This is a genomic window from Pseudomonas rossensis, assembly GCF_039888995.1.
Classification (GTDB): domain Bacteria; phylum Pseudomonadota; class Gammaproteobacteria; order Pseudomonadales; family Pseudomonadaceae; genus Aquipseudomonas; species Aquipseudomonas rossensis.
The window spans coordinates 14,552-29,518 of record NZ_JBBWCB010000005.1 but is presented as its reverse complement, the minus strand read 5'-3'; the positions used below and the strand labels follow the sequence as shown (position 1 = coordinate 29,518).

At 61.6% G+C, this 14,967-nt stretch carries 13 protein-coding genes; 10 read left to right on the top strand and 3 right to left on the bottom strand.

Going from position 1 to position 14,967, the window contains the following annotated elements; all coding sequences use genetic code 11:
- Window positions 1–21 precede the first annotated feature (21 nt).
- Both lgt and WLY71_RS02870 read left to right on the top strand, forming a co-directional pair.
- Window positions 22–828, top strand: a complete 807-nt coding sequence (gene lgt, locus WLY71_RS02875) for a prolipoprotein diacylglyceryl transferase (RefSeq protein ID WP_347802426.1) — start codon at window positions 22–24, stop codon at window positions 826–828.
- A gap of 48 nt (window positions 829–876) precedes the next feature.
- Window positions 877–1,848, top strand: a complete 972-nt coding sequence (locus WLY71_RS02870; protein WP_347802425.1) for a thymidylate synthase — start codon at window positions 877–879, stop codon at window positions 1,846–1,848.
- A gap of 35 nt (window positions 1,849–1,883) precedes the next feature.
- Here WLY71_RS02870 and cadR read toward each other — a convergent pair whose 3' ends face one another.
- On the bottom strand, window positions 1,884–2,333 hold the full coding sequence (gene cadR, locus WLY71_RS02865) for a Cd(II)/Pb(II)-responsive transcriptional regulator (protein ID WP_056738877.1): 450 nt from the start codon (window positions 2,331–2,333) through the stop codon (window positions 1,884–1,886).
- Between the two features lie 85 nt (window positions 2,334–2,418).
- Between cadR and WLY71_RS02860 the strand changes: the two genes are divergently transcribed.
- The 7 genes from WLY71_RS02860 (at window position 2,419) to WLY71_RS02830 (ending at window position 11,474) form a co-directional block, all read left to right on the top strand.
- On the top strand, window positions 2,419–4,698 hold the full coding sequence (locus WLY71_RS02860; protein ID WP_347802424.1) for a heavy metal translocating P-type ATPase: 2,280 nt from the start codon (window positions 2,419–2,421) through the stop codon (window positions 4,696–4,698).
- 16 nt (window positions 4,699–4,714) lie between these two features.
- Entirely contained in the window at window positions 4,715–5,578 is an 864-nt protein-coding gene (locus tag WLY71_RS02855) for a LysR family transcriptional regulator (protein WP_347802423.1), read from the top strand.
- Between the two features lie 223 nt (window positions 5,579–5,801).
- A complete protein-coding gene (locus WLY71_RS02850; RefSeq protein ID WP_347802422.1) occupies window positions 5,802–6,878 on the top strand; it encodes a putative 2-aminoethylphosphonate ABC transporter ATP-binding protein in 1,077 nt (358 codons plus the stop codon).
- On the top strand, window positions 6,878–8,602 hold the full coding sequence (locus tag WLY71_RS02845; protein WP_347802421.1) for a putative 2-aminoethylphosphonate ABC transporter permease subunit: 1,725 nt from the start codon (window positions 6,878–6,880) through the stop codon (window positions 8,600–8,602). The genes WLY71_RS02850 and WLY71_RS02845 overlap by 1 nt, the downstream gene beginning before the upstream one ends.
- Before the next feature lie 31 nt (window positions 8,603–8,633).
- The gene (locus tag WLY71_RS02840) at window positions 8,634–9,659 is read left to right on the top strand and encodes a putative 2-aminoethylphosphonate ABC transporter substrate-binding protein (RefSeq protein ID WP_017341316.1); all 1,026 of its coding nucleotides are present in this window, start codon (window positions 8,634–8,636) and stop codon (window positions 9,657–9,659) included.
- A gap of 127 nt (window positions 9,660–9,786) precedes the next feature.
- Window positions 9,787–10,920 (top strand): TIGR03364 family FAD-dependent oxidoreductase, encoded by a 1,134-nt coding sequence (locus tag WLY71_RS02835; protein ID WP_347802420.1) that lies wholly within the window; start codon window positions 9,787–9,789, stop codon window positions 10,918–10,920.
- On the top strand, window positions 10,920–11,474 hold the full coding sequence (locus tag WLY71_RS02830) for a phosphonate degradation HD-domain oxygenase (RefSeq protein ID WP_347802419.1): 555 nt from the start codon (window positions 10,920–10,922) through the stop codon (window positions 11,472–11,474). The genes WLY71_RS02835 and WLY71_RS02830 overlap by 1 nt, the downstream gene beginning before the upstream one ends.
- A gap of 131 nt (window positions 11,475–11,605) precedes the next feature.
- Here the strand turns inward: WLY71_RS02830 and WLY71_RS02825 are convergent, their stop codons facing one another.
- Together WLY71_RS02825 and WLY71_RS02820 are read right to left on the bottom strand one after the other, a co-directional pair.
- Window positions 11,606–12,982, bottom strand: a complete 1,377-nt coding sequence (locus WLY71_RS02825) for a GTPase/DUF3482 domain-containing protein (RefSeq protein WP_347802418.1) — start codon at window positions 12,980–12,982, stop codon at window positions 11,606–11,608.
- A complete protein-coding gene (locus WLY71_RS02820) occupies window positions 12,975–14,354 on the bottom strand; it encodes a DUF2868 domain-containing protein (RefSeq protein ID WP_347802417.1) in 1,380 nt (459 codons plus the stop codon). The genes WLY71_RS02825 and WLY71_RS02820 overlap by 8 nt, the downstream gene beginning before the upstream one ends.
- 85 nt (window positions 14,355–14,439) lie before the next feature.
- Between WLY71_RS02820 and WLY71_RS02815 the strand changes: the two genes are divergently transcribed.
- The gene (locus tag WLY71_RS02815; RefSeq protein ID WP_347802416.1) at window positions 14,440–14,952 is read left to right on the top strand and encodes a dihydrofolate reductase; all 513 of its coding nucleotides are present in this window, start codon (window positions 14,440–14,442) and stop codon (window positions 14,950–14,952) included.
- Window positions 14,953–14,967 lie beyond the last annotated feature (15 nt).

The following is a 14,967-nucleotide window of genomic DNA, read 5'->3' as shown; positions in this document are numbered from 1 at the left end:
CAACTCTAACGAGGAGTCGCAATGCTGCCTTACCCGCAGATCGACCCGGTGGCATTGGCCATCGGTCCGCTGAAAATCCACTGGTACGGCTTGATGTACCTGATCGGCATCGGCGGCGCCTGGCTGCTGGCATCGCGCCGGCTGAACCGCTTCGACCCGACCTGGAGTAAGGAGAAACTCTCCGACATGGTGTTCTGGATGTCGATGGGGGTCATTGTCGGCGGCCGCTTGGGCTATGTGCTGTTCTACGATCTGAGTGCTTACCTCGCCAACCCGCTGTTGATCTTTGAAGTGTGGAAGGGCGGCATGTCGTTCCACGGCGGGTTCATCGGCGTGATGTTGGCCGCGTTGTGGTTCGGTAAAAAGAACGGCAAGTCGTTCTTCCAACTGATGGATTTCGTCGCACCAATGGTGCCGATCGGTCTGGGCGCCGGACGTATCGGCAACTTCATCAACGCCGAATTGTGGGGCAAGGCCACCGATGTGCCGTGGGCGATGGTCTTCCCGACCGATCCGGCGCAACTGGCGCGCCACCCGTCGCAGCTGTATCAGTTCGCGCTCGAAGGCGTAGCGCTGTTTGCCATTCTCTGGTTGTTCTCACGTAAGCCGCGGCCGACCATGGCGGTGTCCGGCATGTTCGCGCTGTTCTATGGCATCTTCCGTTTCATCGTCGAATTCGTCCGGGCGCCGGATGCGCAACTGGGCTATCTGGCCTGGAACTGGCTGACCATGGGTCAGGTACTGTGCGTACCGATGATCGTCGGCGGTCTGTTCCTGATCTGGCTGGCGTATCACCGTGCACCGGCGGCTCCAGCGGCGGCTGTATAAATTCGAACCCCGGGGCGACGGTCCCGGGTTCAAGGACACAGGTAACTCATGAAGCAATATCTCGAACTGGTCGCCCACGTCATCAAGAACGGCACCAAACAGGCCAACCGCACTGGCGTGAACACCATCAGCTTCCCTGGCGCGATGCTGCGTTATGACCTGAAGGAAGGTTTCCCGGCGATCACCACGCGCAAGATGGCCTTCAAATCAGCCATCGGCGAGATGTGTGGTTTTCTGCGCGGGGTGAACAACGCCGCTGAGTTCCGTGCCTTGGGCTGCAAGGTCTGGGATCAGAACGCCAACGAAAACGCCCAGTGGCTGGCCAACCCGTTCCGTCAGGGCGAAGACGATCTCGGCGAAATCTACGGCGTGCAATGGCGCAAATGGCCGGCGTACAAGCAGATCCCGGTCAGCAACCAGGCCGCCATCGAACAGACCCTGAGTCAGGGCTACCGCCAAATCGCCGTAGGCGAAGAAGACGGCCAAGCCTATGTGGTGCTGTACAAGGCGATCGACCAGATCCGCCAGTGCGTCGACACCATCATCAAGGATCCGGGCAGCCGCCGCATTCTGTTCCACGGCTGGAATGTGGCCCAACTTGATGAAATGGCCCTGCCGCCGTGCCACTTGCTGTACCAGTTCCACCCGAATGTCGAGACGAAGGAAATCTCCCTGACCCTCTACATCCGTTCGAACGACCTGGGCCTGGGCACGCCGTTCAACCTCACCGAAGGCGCCGCGCTGCTGAGCCTGATCGGTCGCCTGACCGGCTATACGCCGCGCTGGTTCACCTATTTCATCGGTGATGCCCACGTCTACGAAAACCATTTGGACATGCTGAATGAACAGCTCAAGCGCGAGCCGTTCCCGATGCCGAAACTGGTGATTAGCGACCGTGTGCCGGAGTTTGCCAAGACCGGTGTTTATCAGCCGGAGTGGCTGGAGTTGATCGAGCCGAGCGATTTCTCGCTTGAGGGTTACGAACACCACGCGCCAATGACCGCACCGATGGCGGTCTAAGCCTTCGGCAGCTCCTACAGGGTTTTGTGGTGTTTTTAGTGGCCGTGACTGCGGCCGACATGGGAATGCTCAACCTCCGTCGCCACAACCCCGCCGCTCACTTCAAGCCGCTGCAAAATCCCGCACTGATCAATATCCGGCCCTTCGCTGCAACGTTGGCGCAGGTCGAGCAGTTGTGTCTGCAACGCCATCAACCCATCGATCCGCGCTTTGACGTGATGAATGTGCTCGTCGATCAACGCATTCACGCTTTCGCACTGATCCTGCGGACTGTCGCGCAGGGCCAGCAGGCTGCGGATTTCTTCCAGCGTCATGTCGAGCGTGCGGCAGTTGCGGATGAAAGTCAGACGCTCGGCATGGGCCTGGGTGTAGACGCGGTAGTTGCCGTCGCTGCGGGCCGGCTCCGGCAGCAGGTTTTCGCGCTCGTAGTAGCGGATGGTTTCCACGGCGCAGTCGGTGAGTTTGGCCAGTTCTCCGATCTTCATGACGGCAATCTCCAAAAGGGTGCTTGACCCTATAGTGGCTACAGGGTCTTTACTTGGCAACAGGCACCTTTCCGGACGCGACCCAATGAGCGATTCCCTTCACACGCACAAACCCGAGGCTGATCACGATCACGATCACGATCACGATCACAGCCACAAGCTGCAGCCTGTACAGAAGCATGACCATGGCGGGCACGGGGATTCCTGCTGTTCCGCCAAAGTGGCGGCGCCGTCGCTGATCAAGTTGAGCGAAACCCCAACGGCTGGCGCGCGACTGAGCAGCTTCCGCATCGACGCCATGGATTGCCCGACCGAGCAGACGCTGATCGAGAACAAACTCGGTAAACTCGTGGGCGTGCAGCAACTGGAATTCAACCTGATCAACCGCGTGTTGGGCGTCACCCATGACCTGCCGAGCACTGCGCCGATCATCGACGCCATCAAGTCCCTCGGCATGCAGGCTGAGCCGATAGAGCAGGGCGCTGAACCGCCAGCGCCGGCACCCGAGAAAAAGCCCTGGTGGCCCTTGGCGCTGTCGGGTGTTGGCGCACTGGTCGCCGAAGTGATCCACTTCACCAACGCTGCACCGAACTGGGTTGTAGCGGTCATCGCGCTGATCTCGATCCTCAGCGGCGGCCTCGGCACCTATAAGAAGGGCTGGATCGCGCTTAAAAACCTCAACCTGAACATCAACGCGCTGATGAGCATCGCGGTGACTGGCGCGATCCTGATCGGTCAGTGGCCGGAAGCGGCGATGGTGATGTTCCTGTTCACCGTCGCCGAGTTGATCGAAGCCAAGTCGCTGGACCGGGCGCGCAACGCCATCGGCGGCCTGATGCAGATGACCCCGGAACAGGCCACGGTGCAACAGGCCGACGGCAGTTGGATCGAGCGGGATGTCAAAACCATCGAGTTGGGGGCGCGAGTGCGGGTGCGTCCCAGCGAGCGAATCGGTCTGGACGGTGAAGTGGTGTCGGGCAGTTCAACCATCGATCAGGCACCGATCACCGGTGAAAGCCTGCCGGTGGAGAAGACCATCGGCGACAAGGTTTTCGCCGGCACCATCAATCAGGCCGGCTCCTTGGAGTACTCGGTAACCGCGGAGGCCAACAACTCGACCCTGGCGCGGATCATCCACGCCGTCGAACAGGCTCAGGGCGCCCGGGCACCGACCCAGCGTTTCGTCGACAGCTTCTCGAAAATCTACACGCCGGCGGTGTTCATCCTGGCGCTCGCGGTGGCAGTGATTCCGCCACTGTTTATGGGCGCGCTGTGGTTCGACTGGATCTACCGGGCGCTGGTGTTGCTGGTGGTTGCGTGCCCCTGTGCATTGGTGATTTCTACGCCAGTGACCATCGTCAGCGGCCTCGCGGCGGCGGCGCGCAAAGGCATTCTGGTGAAGGGCGGCGTCTATCTGGAGGGCGGTTACAAGCTCGATTACCTGGCCTTGGACAAGACCGGCACCATCACTCACGGCAAACCGGTGCAGACCGATTACCTGTCCCTTGATCCGACCGCGGACGAATCAGCCCCGGCGATTGCGGCGGCGTTGGCCAGTCGCTCCGATCACCCAGTGTCCTTGGCCATTGCTAACGCGGCTGTAGATAAACAACTCGCACCACTGACTGTGGATAACTTTGAGGCGCTGGCCGGTCGCGGTGTACGCGGCGAAATTAACGGTCACGTTTACCACTTGGGTAATCACCGTTTAGTGGAAGAACTGAACTTGTGCTCGCCTGCACTGGAGGAAAAGCTGTTCGCGCTGGAGAAACAGGGCAAGTCCGTGGTGCTGCTGCTCGACCAATCCGGCCCATTGGCGCTGTTCGCCGTGGCCGACACCGTGAAAGAGTCCAGCCGCGAGGCGATCCAGCAACTGCACGACCTGGGCATCAAAACCCTGATGCTGACCGGCGATAACGTCCACACCGCTCAGGCGATTGCCGCGCAAGTCGGCATCGACGAGGCCAAGGGCGATCTGCTGCCGACCGACAAGCTGCAAGCCATCGAAGCCCTTTATGCGAAGGGCCATAACGTCGGCATGGTCGGCGACGGCATCAACGACGCTCCGGCGCTGGCGCGAGCCGAGATCGGTTTTGCCATGGCGGCGGCGGGCACCGATACCGCCATCGAGACCGCCGATGTCGCCCTGATGGACGATGATCTGCGCAAGATCCCGACCTTCATCCGGCTGTCACGGCAAACCTCAAGCATCCTCAAACAGAACATCGCCCTGGCATTGCTCATCAAAGCGATCTTTCTTGGGGTAACCTTCGCCGGGGTCGCCACCATGTGGATGGCGGTGTTCGCCGACATGGGCGTGAGCCTGTTGGTGGTGTTCAACGGTTTGCGCCTGTTGCGCAAATAGACGATGAGGGAAGGGTGTGCTGAGTGCCGAGCTGAAGGCGTTTTACATGGTTGCCCGCCTGGGCAGCATTACCCTGGCGGCGAAAAAACTCGGCCTGAGCCAACCCACCGTGACCACGCAGATTCGCAATCTGGAAAGTCAGTACTCGGTTGAACTGTTCTACCGTGGCGGCCGCCGCCTCAGCGTCAGCGATGAAGGTGCGCGGTTGATGCCGATGGTCAAGGCGCTGTTGCAGCAGGAAGCCGACATCGAGTTTTTCCTGCGTAACAGCGGTCAGGTCCAAGGCACGTTGCGCATCGCCGCGACCGCGCCGTATTACATCCTCGATCTGGTGAAGACCTTTCGCGAGCGCTTGCCGCAGGTGGAAGTGTCAGTGGAGATCGGCAACTCCCAGCAGGTACTTGAAGCGCTGGAGGATTACCGGGTCGATATCGCTGCGTCTTCGCAGTTACTGGAGGATGCGCGGCTGATTCGCCGGGTGCTCGGCAGCGATCCGCTGGTGCTGGCGGTGCATCGCAATCATCCGCTGGCGGTCCACGACCATGTGCCGCTCAGTGCGTTGGCCGGGCATACGTTACTGATGCGCGAATCGGGCTCGACCACTCGACGTCTGACCGAGGAATTGCTGGCCAGCGCCGGGGTGAGTTTCGGGCCGCTGCTGGAGATTGGCAGCCGTGAGTCGATCCGTGAGGCGGTGTTGCGCAATATCGGCATCAGCATCATTGCCCGGCAGGAAGTGCCGCATGATCCGCAACTGCGCGTGCTGACCATCGAGAATGCGCCGCAGATTCCCGAGTATTTGTACTGCCTCAAAGAGCGAAAAGGTGCGCGGCTGCCGGCGGCGTTTCTGGGGTTGGCGCAGGAAATGGCTCCGGCTTAAGATCTTCGTCGCCTGTTAGGGCCTCATCGCGAGCAAGCTCGCTCCCACATTGAAATGCATTCCCCTGTGGGAGCGAGCTTGCTCCGGGCGGCGATCCGACGATGGCGTCAGTCCAAGCAACCCAAATCCTTGAATACCACTATCAGCCATTTTTGCCTCACTGCCACATGACGGACGCATTACAAATCTAGGATGGCCTCCATCTGCTTGATGAGGCCTGTCCATGAACCACTCGATCGCAACTGCCCTGACCAACCCCGGCGCCCCGATGAAAGTCCGCGGCGTGCAGAAGCGCTTCGGTGCCTTCACCGCGCTGGATAACGTTTCCCTCGACGTGGCGGCCGGTGAGTTGGTGTGTCTGCTCGGTCCGTCGGGCTGCGGAAAAACCACCTTATTGCGCTGCATCGCCGGTCTTGAAAAACAGGACGGCGGCGAGTTGTACCTCGGTGATCGCGACGTTTCCCACCTGGCGCCCCAGGCGCGGGACTACGGCATTCTGTTTCAGTCCTACGCGCTGTTCCCCAATCTCACCGTCGAAGCGAACATTGCCTACGGCCTCGCCGGCAGTGGTCGCGATGAAGTGCGCAAACGTGTCGGTCAGATGCTGGAGTTGGTCGGCCTGATCGGCAGTGAGAAAAAGTACCCTGGCCAATTGTCCGGCGGCCAACAGCAACGTGTCGCACTGGCTCGGGCCCTGGCGCCGGCACCTTCGTTGCTGCTTCTGGACGAACCGATGTCGGCCCTCGACGCCCGAGTCCGCGAGCATCTGTGCACCGAACTGCGCCAACTGCAGCGCAACCTCGGCATCACTACCCTGATGGTCACCCACAATCAGGACGAAGCCATGCTGATGGCCGACCGCATCGCCGTGATGAACAACGGTAAGGTCGAGCAATACGCCACGCCGCAGGAAATCTACGACCGTCCGGCGACGCCGTTTGTGGCGGAGTTCGTCGGCCAGGGCAACTGGCTGCCATTCCGCCGTAGCAGCGACAGTCATGCCCAGGTCGGCGGGATGAACATGCGCCTGGCCGAAGGCAGCGCGAAAACCGCATCTGGCCGTTTGTTCTGTCGCCCGGAAGCGATCAACGTCAACCCGCCCGTGCATGAAGAAAACCTGTTCCCGGCCAAGGTTCGCGAAATCACCTTCCTCGGCAACCGCTGCCGCATGAGCTTCGAACTCGATCAACTGCCGGGTCATGCGCTGCTGGCGGAACTGGCGCCAGAAGCCATGCCGCGCCTCGGCGCGCAGCAGATCATGGTCGCCTTGCCACCGCGCAGCCTGCAGGTATTTGCCTGATGAGCGCGAACATCGCGCTGCCGATACCGCACAAGCAGGTTCGGCAGACCTCCCGTGCCGAGATCGGCGACCGGGTGTTCGTGGTCGGCGGCAAAGTTCTTTTGCTGGTGTTGCTCAGCGTCGCGGTGTTGATGCCGTTGCTGGCGATCTTCTGGCGCGGTTTCAGTTCTGAAGCCGGGCAGGGCGGTGGCCTGGTCGCTGCACGAGAACTGGTCACCAGCGCGAATTTCCACTGGTTGCTGGGCAACAGCCTGAAGGTTTCCCTCAGCGTCGCAGCGATTGTCGTACCGCTGGCCTACCTGTTTGCCTACGCCCTGCAACGCACATTGATACCGGGCAAAGGCATTTGGCGCGGCATGTCGCTGTTGCCGCTGATGGCGCCGTCGATGTTGCCGGGCATTGCGCTGGTTTATCTGTTCGGCAACCAGGGCATGTTGCGCGGTTTGCTCTCGGACAATATCTACGGCTTCTGGGGCATTGTTCTGGGTGAGGTCATCTACACCTTCCCACACGCGCTGATGATTCTGCTGTCGGCGCTGTCCCTGGCGGATGCGCGACTGTTCGATGCCGCCTCCAGCATGGGCGCCAGTCCGGCGAAAGCTTTCCGTAGCATCACATGGCCGGCAACCCGTCAGGCAGTGTTCGCGGCGTTCTGTCTGGTGTTCACCCTGACCATCACCGACTTCGGCGTGCCCGTAGTGGTCGGTGGCGATTATCAGGTGCTGGCGCTGGAAGCCTACAAAGCCGTGGTCGGCCAACAACAATTTGGTCGCGGCGCGTTGATCGGCATGGTCCTGCTGCTGCCGGCGCTGTTCAGTTTTGGGGTCGACGCCTGGCTGCGTCGGCGTCACGGCGATTCCATGAGCGGCCGGGCGCAGGTCTTTCAACCGGCGCCGTCGAAACTGCGGGACGGTTGCTACCTGGCCATCGTGCTGCTGATCTGCGCGGTGTTGCTGCTGGTGTTCGGCATGGCGGTGTATTCGTCACTGGTGAAATTCTGGCCGTACAACCTGTCGCTGTCGCTCAATCATTACCAGTTCAACGACACGGCGGGCGGCGGCTGGTTGGCCTATGGCAACAGCGTGAAGATGGCCTTGTGCACGGCGTTGATCGGCAGCGTGCTGATCTTTACCGGCGCGTACCTGATGGAAAAAACCAAGGGCCAGCGCGGGCTGAATCTGACACTGCGCATGCTCAGTTTCGTACCGATGGCGGTGCCGGGTCTGGTGCTGGGCCTGGGTTACGTCTTCTTCTTCAACCTCACCGGCAACCCGCTGCATGTGCTCTACGGGACCATGACCCTGCTGGTTGTCTGCACCATTGCTCACTATTTGACCACTGCACAAATGACCGCCACCACGGCGCTGCGCCAACTCGATGCCGAGTTCGAAGCCGCCGCGCTGTCGCTCAAGGCGCCGTTGTATCGGCACTACCTGCGCGTCACCGTGCCGATCTGCCTGCCGGCGCTGCTGGACATCGTGCGCTACCTGTTCGTCTCGGCCATGACCACCGTGTCGGCAGCGATCTTCCTCTACAGCCCCGACACCATCCTCGCGGCGGTGGCGGTGCTGAACATGGACGATGCCGGCAACGTCGGCGGCGCGGCGGCGATGTCGACTTTGATTCTGTTCACCTCGGCGGGCGTGTCCCTGCTGCTGGCCTGGGCTTCGCGCGGTTTGCTGCGTCGCTCCCAAGCCTGGCGGCAGACCGCGCCTGGTCATTGATTCAACCCCTCAACTCAAACAGGAAAAGATCATGTTCAAGCCTATGGCCCTGGCCGCTGCTGTCCTCACTGCTTTCAGCCTGAACGCCTTCGCGGCGAAAACCGAGTTGACGGTGTACACCGCCCTCGAAGCCGAACAACTGAAGACCTACAAAGAAGCCTTCGAAAAGGCCAACCCGGATGTCGAGATCAAGTGGGTGCGCGACTCCACCGGCATCATCACCGCCAAACTGTTGGCCGAAAAAGCCCGCCCGCAGGCTGATGCGGTCTGGGGCCTGGCGGCTTCAAGCCTGGCGATCCTCGACCAGCAAGGCATGCTGCAAAGCTACGCGCCGAAGGACCTGGGCAAGATCGGCGGCAACTACCGCGACGCCGCCAACCCGCCGGCCTGGGTCGGCATGGACGTCTGGGCCGCGACCATTTGCTTCAACACCGTCGAAGCAGAGAAACAGGGTTTGACCAAACCGGTGAGCTGGCAGGACCTGACCAAGCCTGAGTACAAAGGCAAGATCGTCATGCCCAACCCGGCTTCGTCGGGCACCGGTTTCCTCGACGTCAGCGCCTGGCTACAAACCTTCGGCGAGAAGCAGGGCTGGCAGTACATGGACGACCTGCACCAGAACATCGGCCAGTACGTTCACTCCGGTTCCAAGCCGTGCAAACTGGCGGCTGCGGGTGAATTCCCGATCGGTATTTCCTTTGAATACCCAGCCGTTCAACTGAAGCGCCAAGGCGCGCCGCTGGACATCATCCTGCCGAAAGAAGGCCTGGGCTGGGAGATCGAAGCGACGGCTGTGATCAAGGGCACACCGCATGAAGACGCGGCGAAGAAACTGGCCGACTTCTCGGCAAGCCCTGCAGCGATGGAGCTTTATAAAGAGAACTTTGCGGTGCTCGCGCAGCCAGGTATTGCCAAGCCGCAGACCGAATTGCCGGCGGACTATGAGCAGCGTTTGATCAAGAACGACTTTGCCTGGGCGTCGAAGAATCGCGACGAAATCCTGACCGAATGGCGCAAGCGCTATGACGGCAAGTCCGAGAAAGTGGCTGCCAAGTAAGTCTTCGTAGGCTGATAGGGCCTCATCGCGAGCAAGCTCGCTCCCACAGGGGATGTGCGTCGATCACAAATCCAATGTGGGAGCGAGCTTGCTCGCGATAGCGGTCCTGAGTTCAGGACAAAACTCCATGACACAACACAACGACATGCTGATCGTCGGCGCCGGTATCCTCGGCCTGTCCCACGCCTACGCCGCCGCCAAGCGCGGTCTGAAAGTTACCGTTTTCGAGCGTAGCGAAACGCCTTTGGGCGCCTCGGTGCGCAACTTCGGTCAAGCACTGGTCACCGGCCAACCACCGGGGCTGATGCTTGAACTGGCCAAGGCTAGTCGCGAGATCTGGGGTCAATGGGCGCAACTCGCCGGTCTGCAACTCAAGCGCAACGGCTCGTACCTGTTTGCCCGCACCGAAGCCGAAGAACACCTGCTGGAAGCCTTCTGCGCCGGTCGCGCCGTGGAACACGGTTACCGCGTCGACCTGTTGCGCGGCGCTGCATTGCGTGATTTGTATGGCGGCCAATTCAGCCATCACCGCGCCGCGTTGCACGGCATGGACGATCAGCAACTGTATTCCCGTGAAGCGATTCCAGCGTTGATCGATTACCTGCGCCGCGAACTCGGCGTCGCGTTTCACTTCTCCACACTCGTGCGCGACATCGAGCCCAGCCGCTTGCACAGCACCGCCGGAACCTTCAGCGCCGAACAGATCATCGTCTGTTCCGGTCACGATTATCAGACGCTGCTGGCCGAGCCGATCGCCGAACTCAACCCGCAAATCTGCCGCCTGCAAATGCTCCGCGCTCGACCGCAAATCAACCTCAATCTGCAACACGCGTTGCTCACCGGTTTGAGCTGCGTGCACTACGGTGCGTTTGCCGATCTGCCGGAAGCAGCGGCGGTGCAGGCGCAGATTCTGCGAGACGCGCCGCACCTGCATGAAAACGGCATTCACCTGCTGATCAGTCCGACGCCGTATGGTGAATTGATCATCGGCGACTCCCACCATTACGGCAGCGACCCGTCGCCGTTCAATGCCGAGCAAGTGGACAACTGGATGATTGAACTGGCCGAGCAGACGTTGGGCTGCAAGGTGCAAGTGGTGGAACGCTGGCAGGGTGTCTATGGTTCTCGTGGACCGGGGCCGTTCTCGTTCCTGCGTCCGATGCCGGGTGTGAGCGTGGCACTGATGCACACCGGTGTTGGCATGAGCGTCGGGCCGGCGATGGCTGAACGTAACGTCGCAACTCTGTTGGGAGAGCGTTGATGGACCGCAATGCGCAAGTGATTGCCGAGGTGTTCGCGTTGTACGAGCGCTTTGGCGACAGCGATTACATCGGCGAGCCGGTGTCGCAGATCGAGCACATGTCACAGGCCGCTGAACGGGCGATGGCCGAAGGTTTCGATGATGAAGTGGTGCTGGCGGCGTTCTTCCACGTCGGGCATATCTGCGCCGAGAGCGCAGAGAGCATGGGCGGCTTCGGCGTGGTCAGTCACGAGCGGTTGGGCGCGGATTACTTACGCCGCGCAGGTTTCAGCGAGCGCATGGCGCGGCTTGTGGAATACCACGTTCAAGCCAAGCGTTACCTGACGCTCAAAGAGCCTGGGTACTACGAGCGCTTGAGTGAAGCCAGCCGCCGGACCCTGGAATATCAGGGTGGGGTGATGACCGCAGCCGAGGCTGAAGCCTTCGAGAAGGATCCGTTGTGTGCGGTCAGCCTGCGGATGCGGCAGTGGGATGAACAGGCCAAGGACATGGGAGTGCCGGTGATCGACCTTGGTCTCTTGAAAGAAAAGGCGTTGCGCCTGCTGGCTGCGTAGAGCTTCACGACCGAGTGGCTGCCATCGCGAGCAAGCTCGCTCCCACAGGGGATTTGCGTCGATCATAGATCCAATGTGGGAGCGAGCTTGCTCGCGATGGGGCCAGGGCCGACACCTCAGATTGCGGACCTTTAAAGCTGCTGCGCCAGCACTTCGATCTGTTCCTGCCTTTGCGCCTGATTCAACTTCGGATGAGGATTAAGCGACGACCACTGCGGATGCGCCCGCGCCTTGTTCAGCGCTTCGGGCAGTTTGCCTTCGCGCCAGGATTTGTCCTGGGGCGTGGCGACCTGAATGCTGTCCATCGCGGCATGCCCACGCGCATTGAGCGCTTGCAGCAGTTGCCGCTGACGCAATGCCAATAGCCGCAGCACGCTGTCATCGACGGTCAGCTCCCGTTGGCCTTTGATTTTGCCCAGCAAGCGGCTGCCATAACTGCGGGCGGTTTGCAGCGCGCCACCGGCAATCGCGCCGACCAGTGCCGCCGCGCCGAGGGTCAGGCCACCCACCAACAAGTCGACCCCGGCGCCGGCTGCCGCGCCGGCCGCGATACCGCCACCGACTCGCACGCCGAGTTGTTTCAGGGTTTCCGGGTTGAACAGGTCGTCACTCCAGCGGCCATCGAGCAGCGGCAGGTCACTGGCCGCCGCGTCCTGTGGGCGGAAGGCATAGAGCTTGAGCAGCGCTTCGACGCAGCGTTGTTCCCGTTGTCGAACCGCTTTGCGCAGTTCGTTGATGGCTTGCTGTTCTAGCTCGGCTTCGCTGACCACGCTGCGCCGGCACGCGGCGCAGTCGATCAATAATTCGGCAATCAGCCGCGCCGCACTCTGTTGCCGGGCCTGGCGTTGGGCTTGCTGATCGGCGATCAGGCGTTCAAGTTGTGGGCGGGCGTTTTCCAGCAGCAGCGCGAGGCTTTCATACAGTCGACGTTCGCCATCCTCCGGCGGTGCAACGCTGTCGAAGCGCACCAGCGCGTGCAAGCCGAGGCGTGCCAACGCTTCGCGCCAATCCGGCTCGCGGTGGTTGGCGCTGCTGACAAAGTTCAGCACCGGCAGCAGCGGTTTGCCGCAGCTGGCCAACACTTCCAGTTCGTCGCGGTATTTGGCCAGCACCGGTTCCCGGGCGTCGATCACGTAGAGACCGGCGTCGCAGGTCAGCAGTTGCCGCAGCACCTTGGCTTCCTGTTCGAAGCGCTGCCGGGCTTCGCTGCCCTCAAGAAAGCGCGCCAGACGCGCCGGACCGTCGAGGCGTTCACCCGGTCGTTCCAGACGTTCGAGGTAGTCGAGCAGGGCGATGGCGTCTTCCAGGCCGGGGGTGTCGTAGAGGTCGAGCAAAGGCTCGCCGTCCACCGACAACCGCGCGCCTTCGACGTGTCGTGTGGTGCTGGGGCGATGAGACACCTCACCGAAACCGACATCGCGGGTCAGGGTGCGCAGCAACGAGGTTTTGCCGACATTGGTGTGGCCGACCACGGCGAGTTTCAAGGGCGGTTTCCAGGGGTTAGTCATGACCGCTCTCCAGCCAGTTCAACGGCGCGCAATCGGCGAACGGCAGGTCCAGTTGCTGCAGTGCCACGTGCCAGTCGCCCAGCCTTTCGGCGTCCAGCGCTTCGCCCGGCGGTGCTTGCAGCAGCCAGACGCGGGTGGCGCTGGCGCTGCGGGCCAGTTCGGCGATCAGTGCCAGACTGCCGCGGTCCGGCGAACGTCGCGGATCGCAGGCAATGGCCAAACGTGCCGGGGGGAAGCGGCTCAGCTGTTCGAGGAGTTTGTGCCGGGATTCGCGACTGTCGAGGATGCCGGCGTTGCTCACGGTTTTCGGCAGTGGCGGCGGCCAGGGGCGTTGATCGTCCAGCTCGATGGCGACCAACAACGCGCCATCGCTTTGCAGGTCGCTGACGCCGCTTTCAATACGATGCAATTGCTCTGGCGCAGCGTCGCTGATGCCCAGGCGTTCACTGGTCGGCATCAGCCGTTCGCGCAGTTGGGCGTAACCGGGCAGGTTCAAATCCAGATGTAATGTCGCTTGGCCGGTTTTCCAGCGCCACAGGCAGAACAGCACCAGCAACAGTCGCGGTAAAACACCGTAGACAACCAGCACGCCGACCAGCCATGTTGCCCAGGCCTGACGGGCGCTTTCGATGTTGAGTGCGGCATCGCCGCTGGCGCGGATCATTTCCACGGTCGGAACGTTGAAACCAAGCATGGCCGGCAGGGCGCCGAGGGCCTGGGTCATGGCGACGAAGGTGTCGCCGCCGAGGAGCGTGGTTTCCCAGACGAAGCCGTAACGCCGGGTCGCCATCAGCATCAACAGCATCACCAGCGCGCTGAGCATTGCCAGCAACCACAAACCGTTGACCAGTACGCCGACTGCCCAGCGATTGAGTTTCTGTCGTTGCAGCAATAGCAGCAGGGACGGGGCCAGTTGCGCGGCTTTGGCATCGCGAGCGAGTTTTTCGCTGAGCCATAACCATAAGCGGCCGAGGGTGGCGCCGTGTTCGCCAGCGAAGGCCAGGCCCAACGCCCAGCTCAGCAACAGAATCAGGTTCAGTCCGAGCAAGCTGCCCAAGGCCCAGAACACATTGACCGGGGTTTGTCCGTCGCCCAGCGCGGCAATCGCCAGGCCGGCGCCGCTGGCAACGGCGAGAACAGCCAGCACCAACAGTGCCAGCCGCGCACCTTGCAGCCAATGTTTGAGGGCACTGGTCAGTCCATCGCGCTCGGCCAGCCACAGGGCGCGACGTTGAATACGTGTCGGCAGATCGCCGCCCGCGCTGCGGGCCAGTCGGTTGGCTTCCAGATCCTCCAGGGGGCCGGCGTGTTCTTCGCGCAGGCGCACCGTCTCGGTCAGCCAGAGGTTTTGCAGTGGAGTCAGTTCAGTCACGCGGCATCCCGTCGCTCAATTGAACGGTGAGCATAACCGCTGTGGCGCTTATCGGGGTACGGGAGGCTCTGGTATCCTCGCCGGCATGACTAAATCACTCCCCCTCAGCCTGATCGCAGCCCTCGGTGAAAACCGTGTGATCGGCGTCGACAACAGCATGCCCTGGCACTTGCCGGGGGACTTCAAATACTTCAAGGCCACCACCCTCGGCAAGCCGATCATCATGGGTCGCAAGACCTGGGATTCCCTCGGGCGTCCATTGCCGGGGCGGTTGAACATCGTGGTCAGCCGTCAGGTGGATCTGGCGTTGGAGGGCGCGGAGGTTTATCCGTCGCTGGAGGCGGCGGTGGTTCGGGCGCAGGAATGGGCGAACGAGCAGGGCGTCGATGAGGTGATGCTGATTGGCGGGGCGCAGTTGTATGCGCAGGGGATGGCTCAGGCGGATCGGTTGTATCTGACGCGCGTGGCGTTGAGCCCGGAGGGGGATGCTTGGTTTCCGGCGTTTGATTTGGGGCAGTGGAAATTGGTGTCCGATGTGTCGAATCCGGCGGAAGGTGACAAGCCGGCGTACAACTTCGAGGTGTGGGAAAAGGCCTAAAAGATCGCGGCAGCT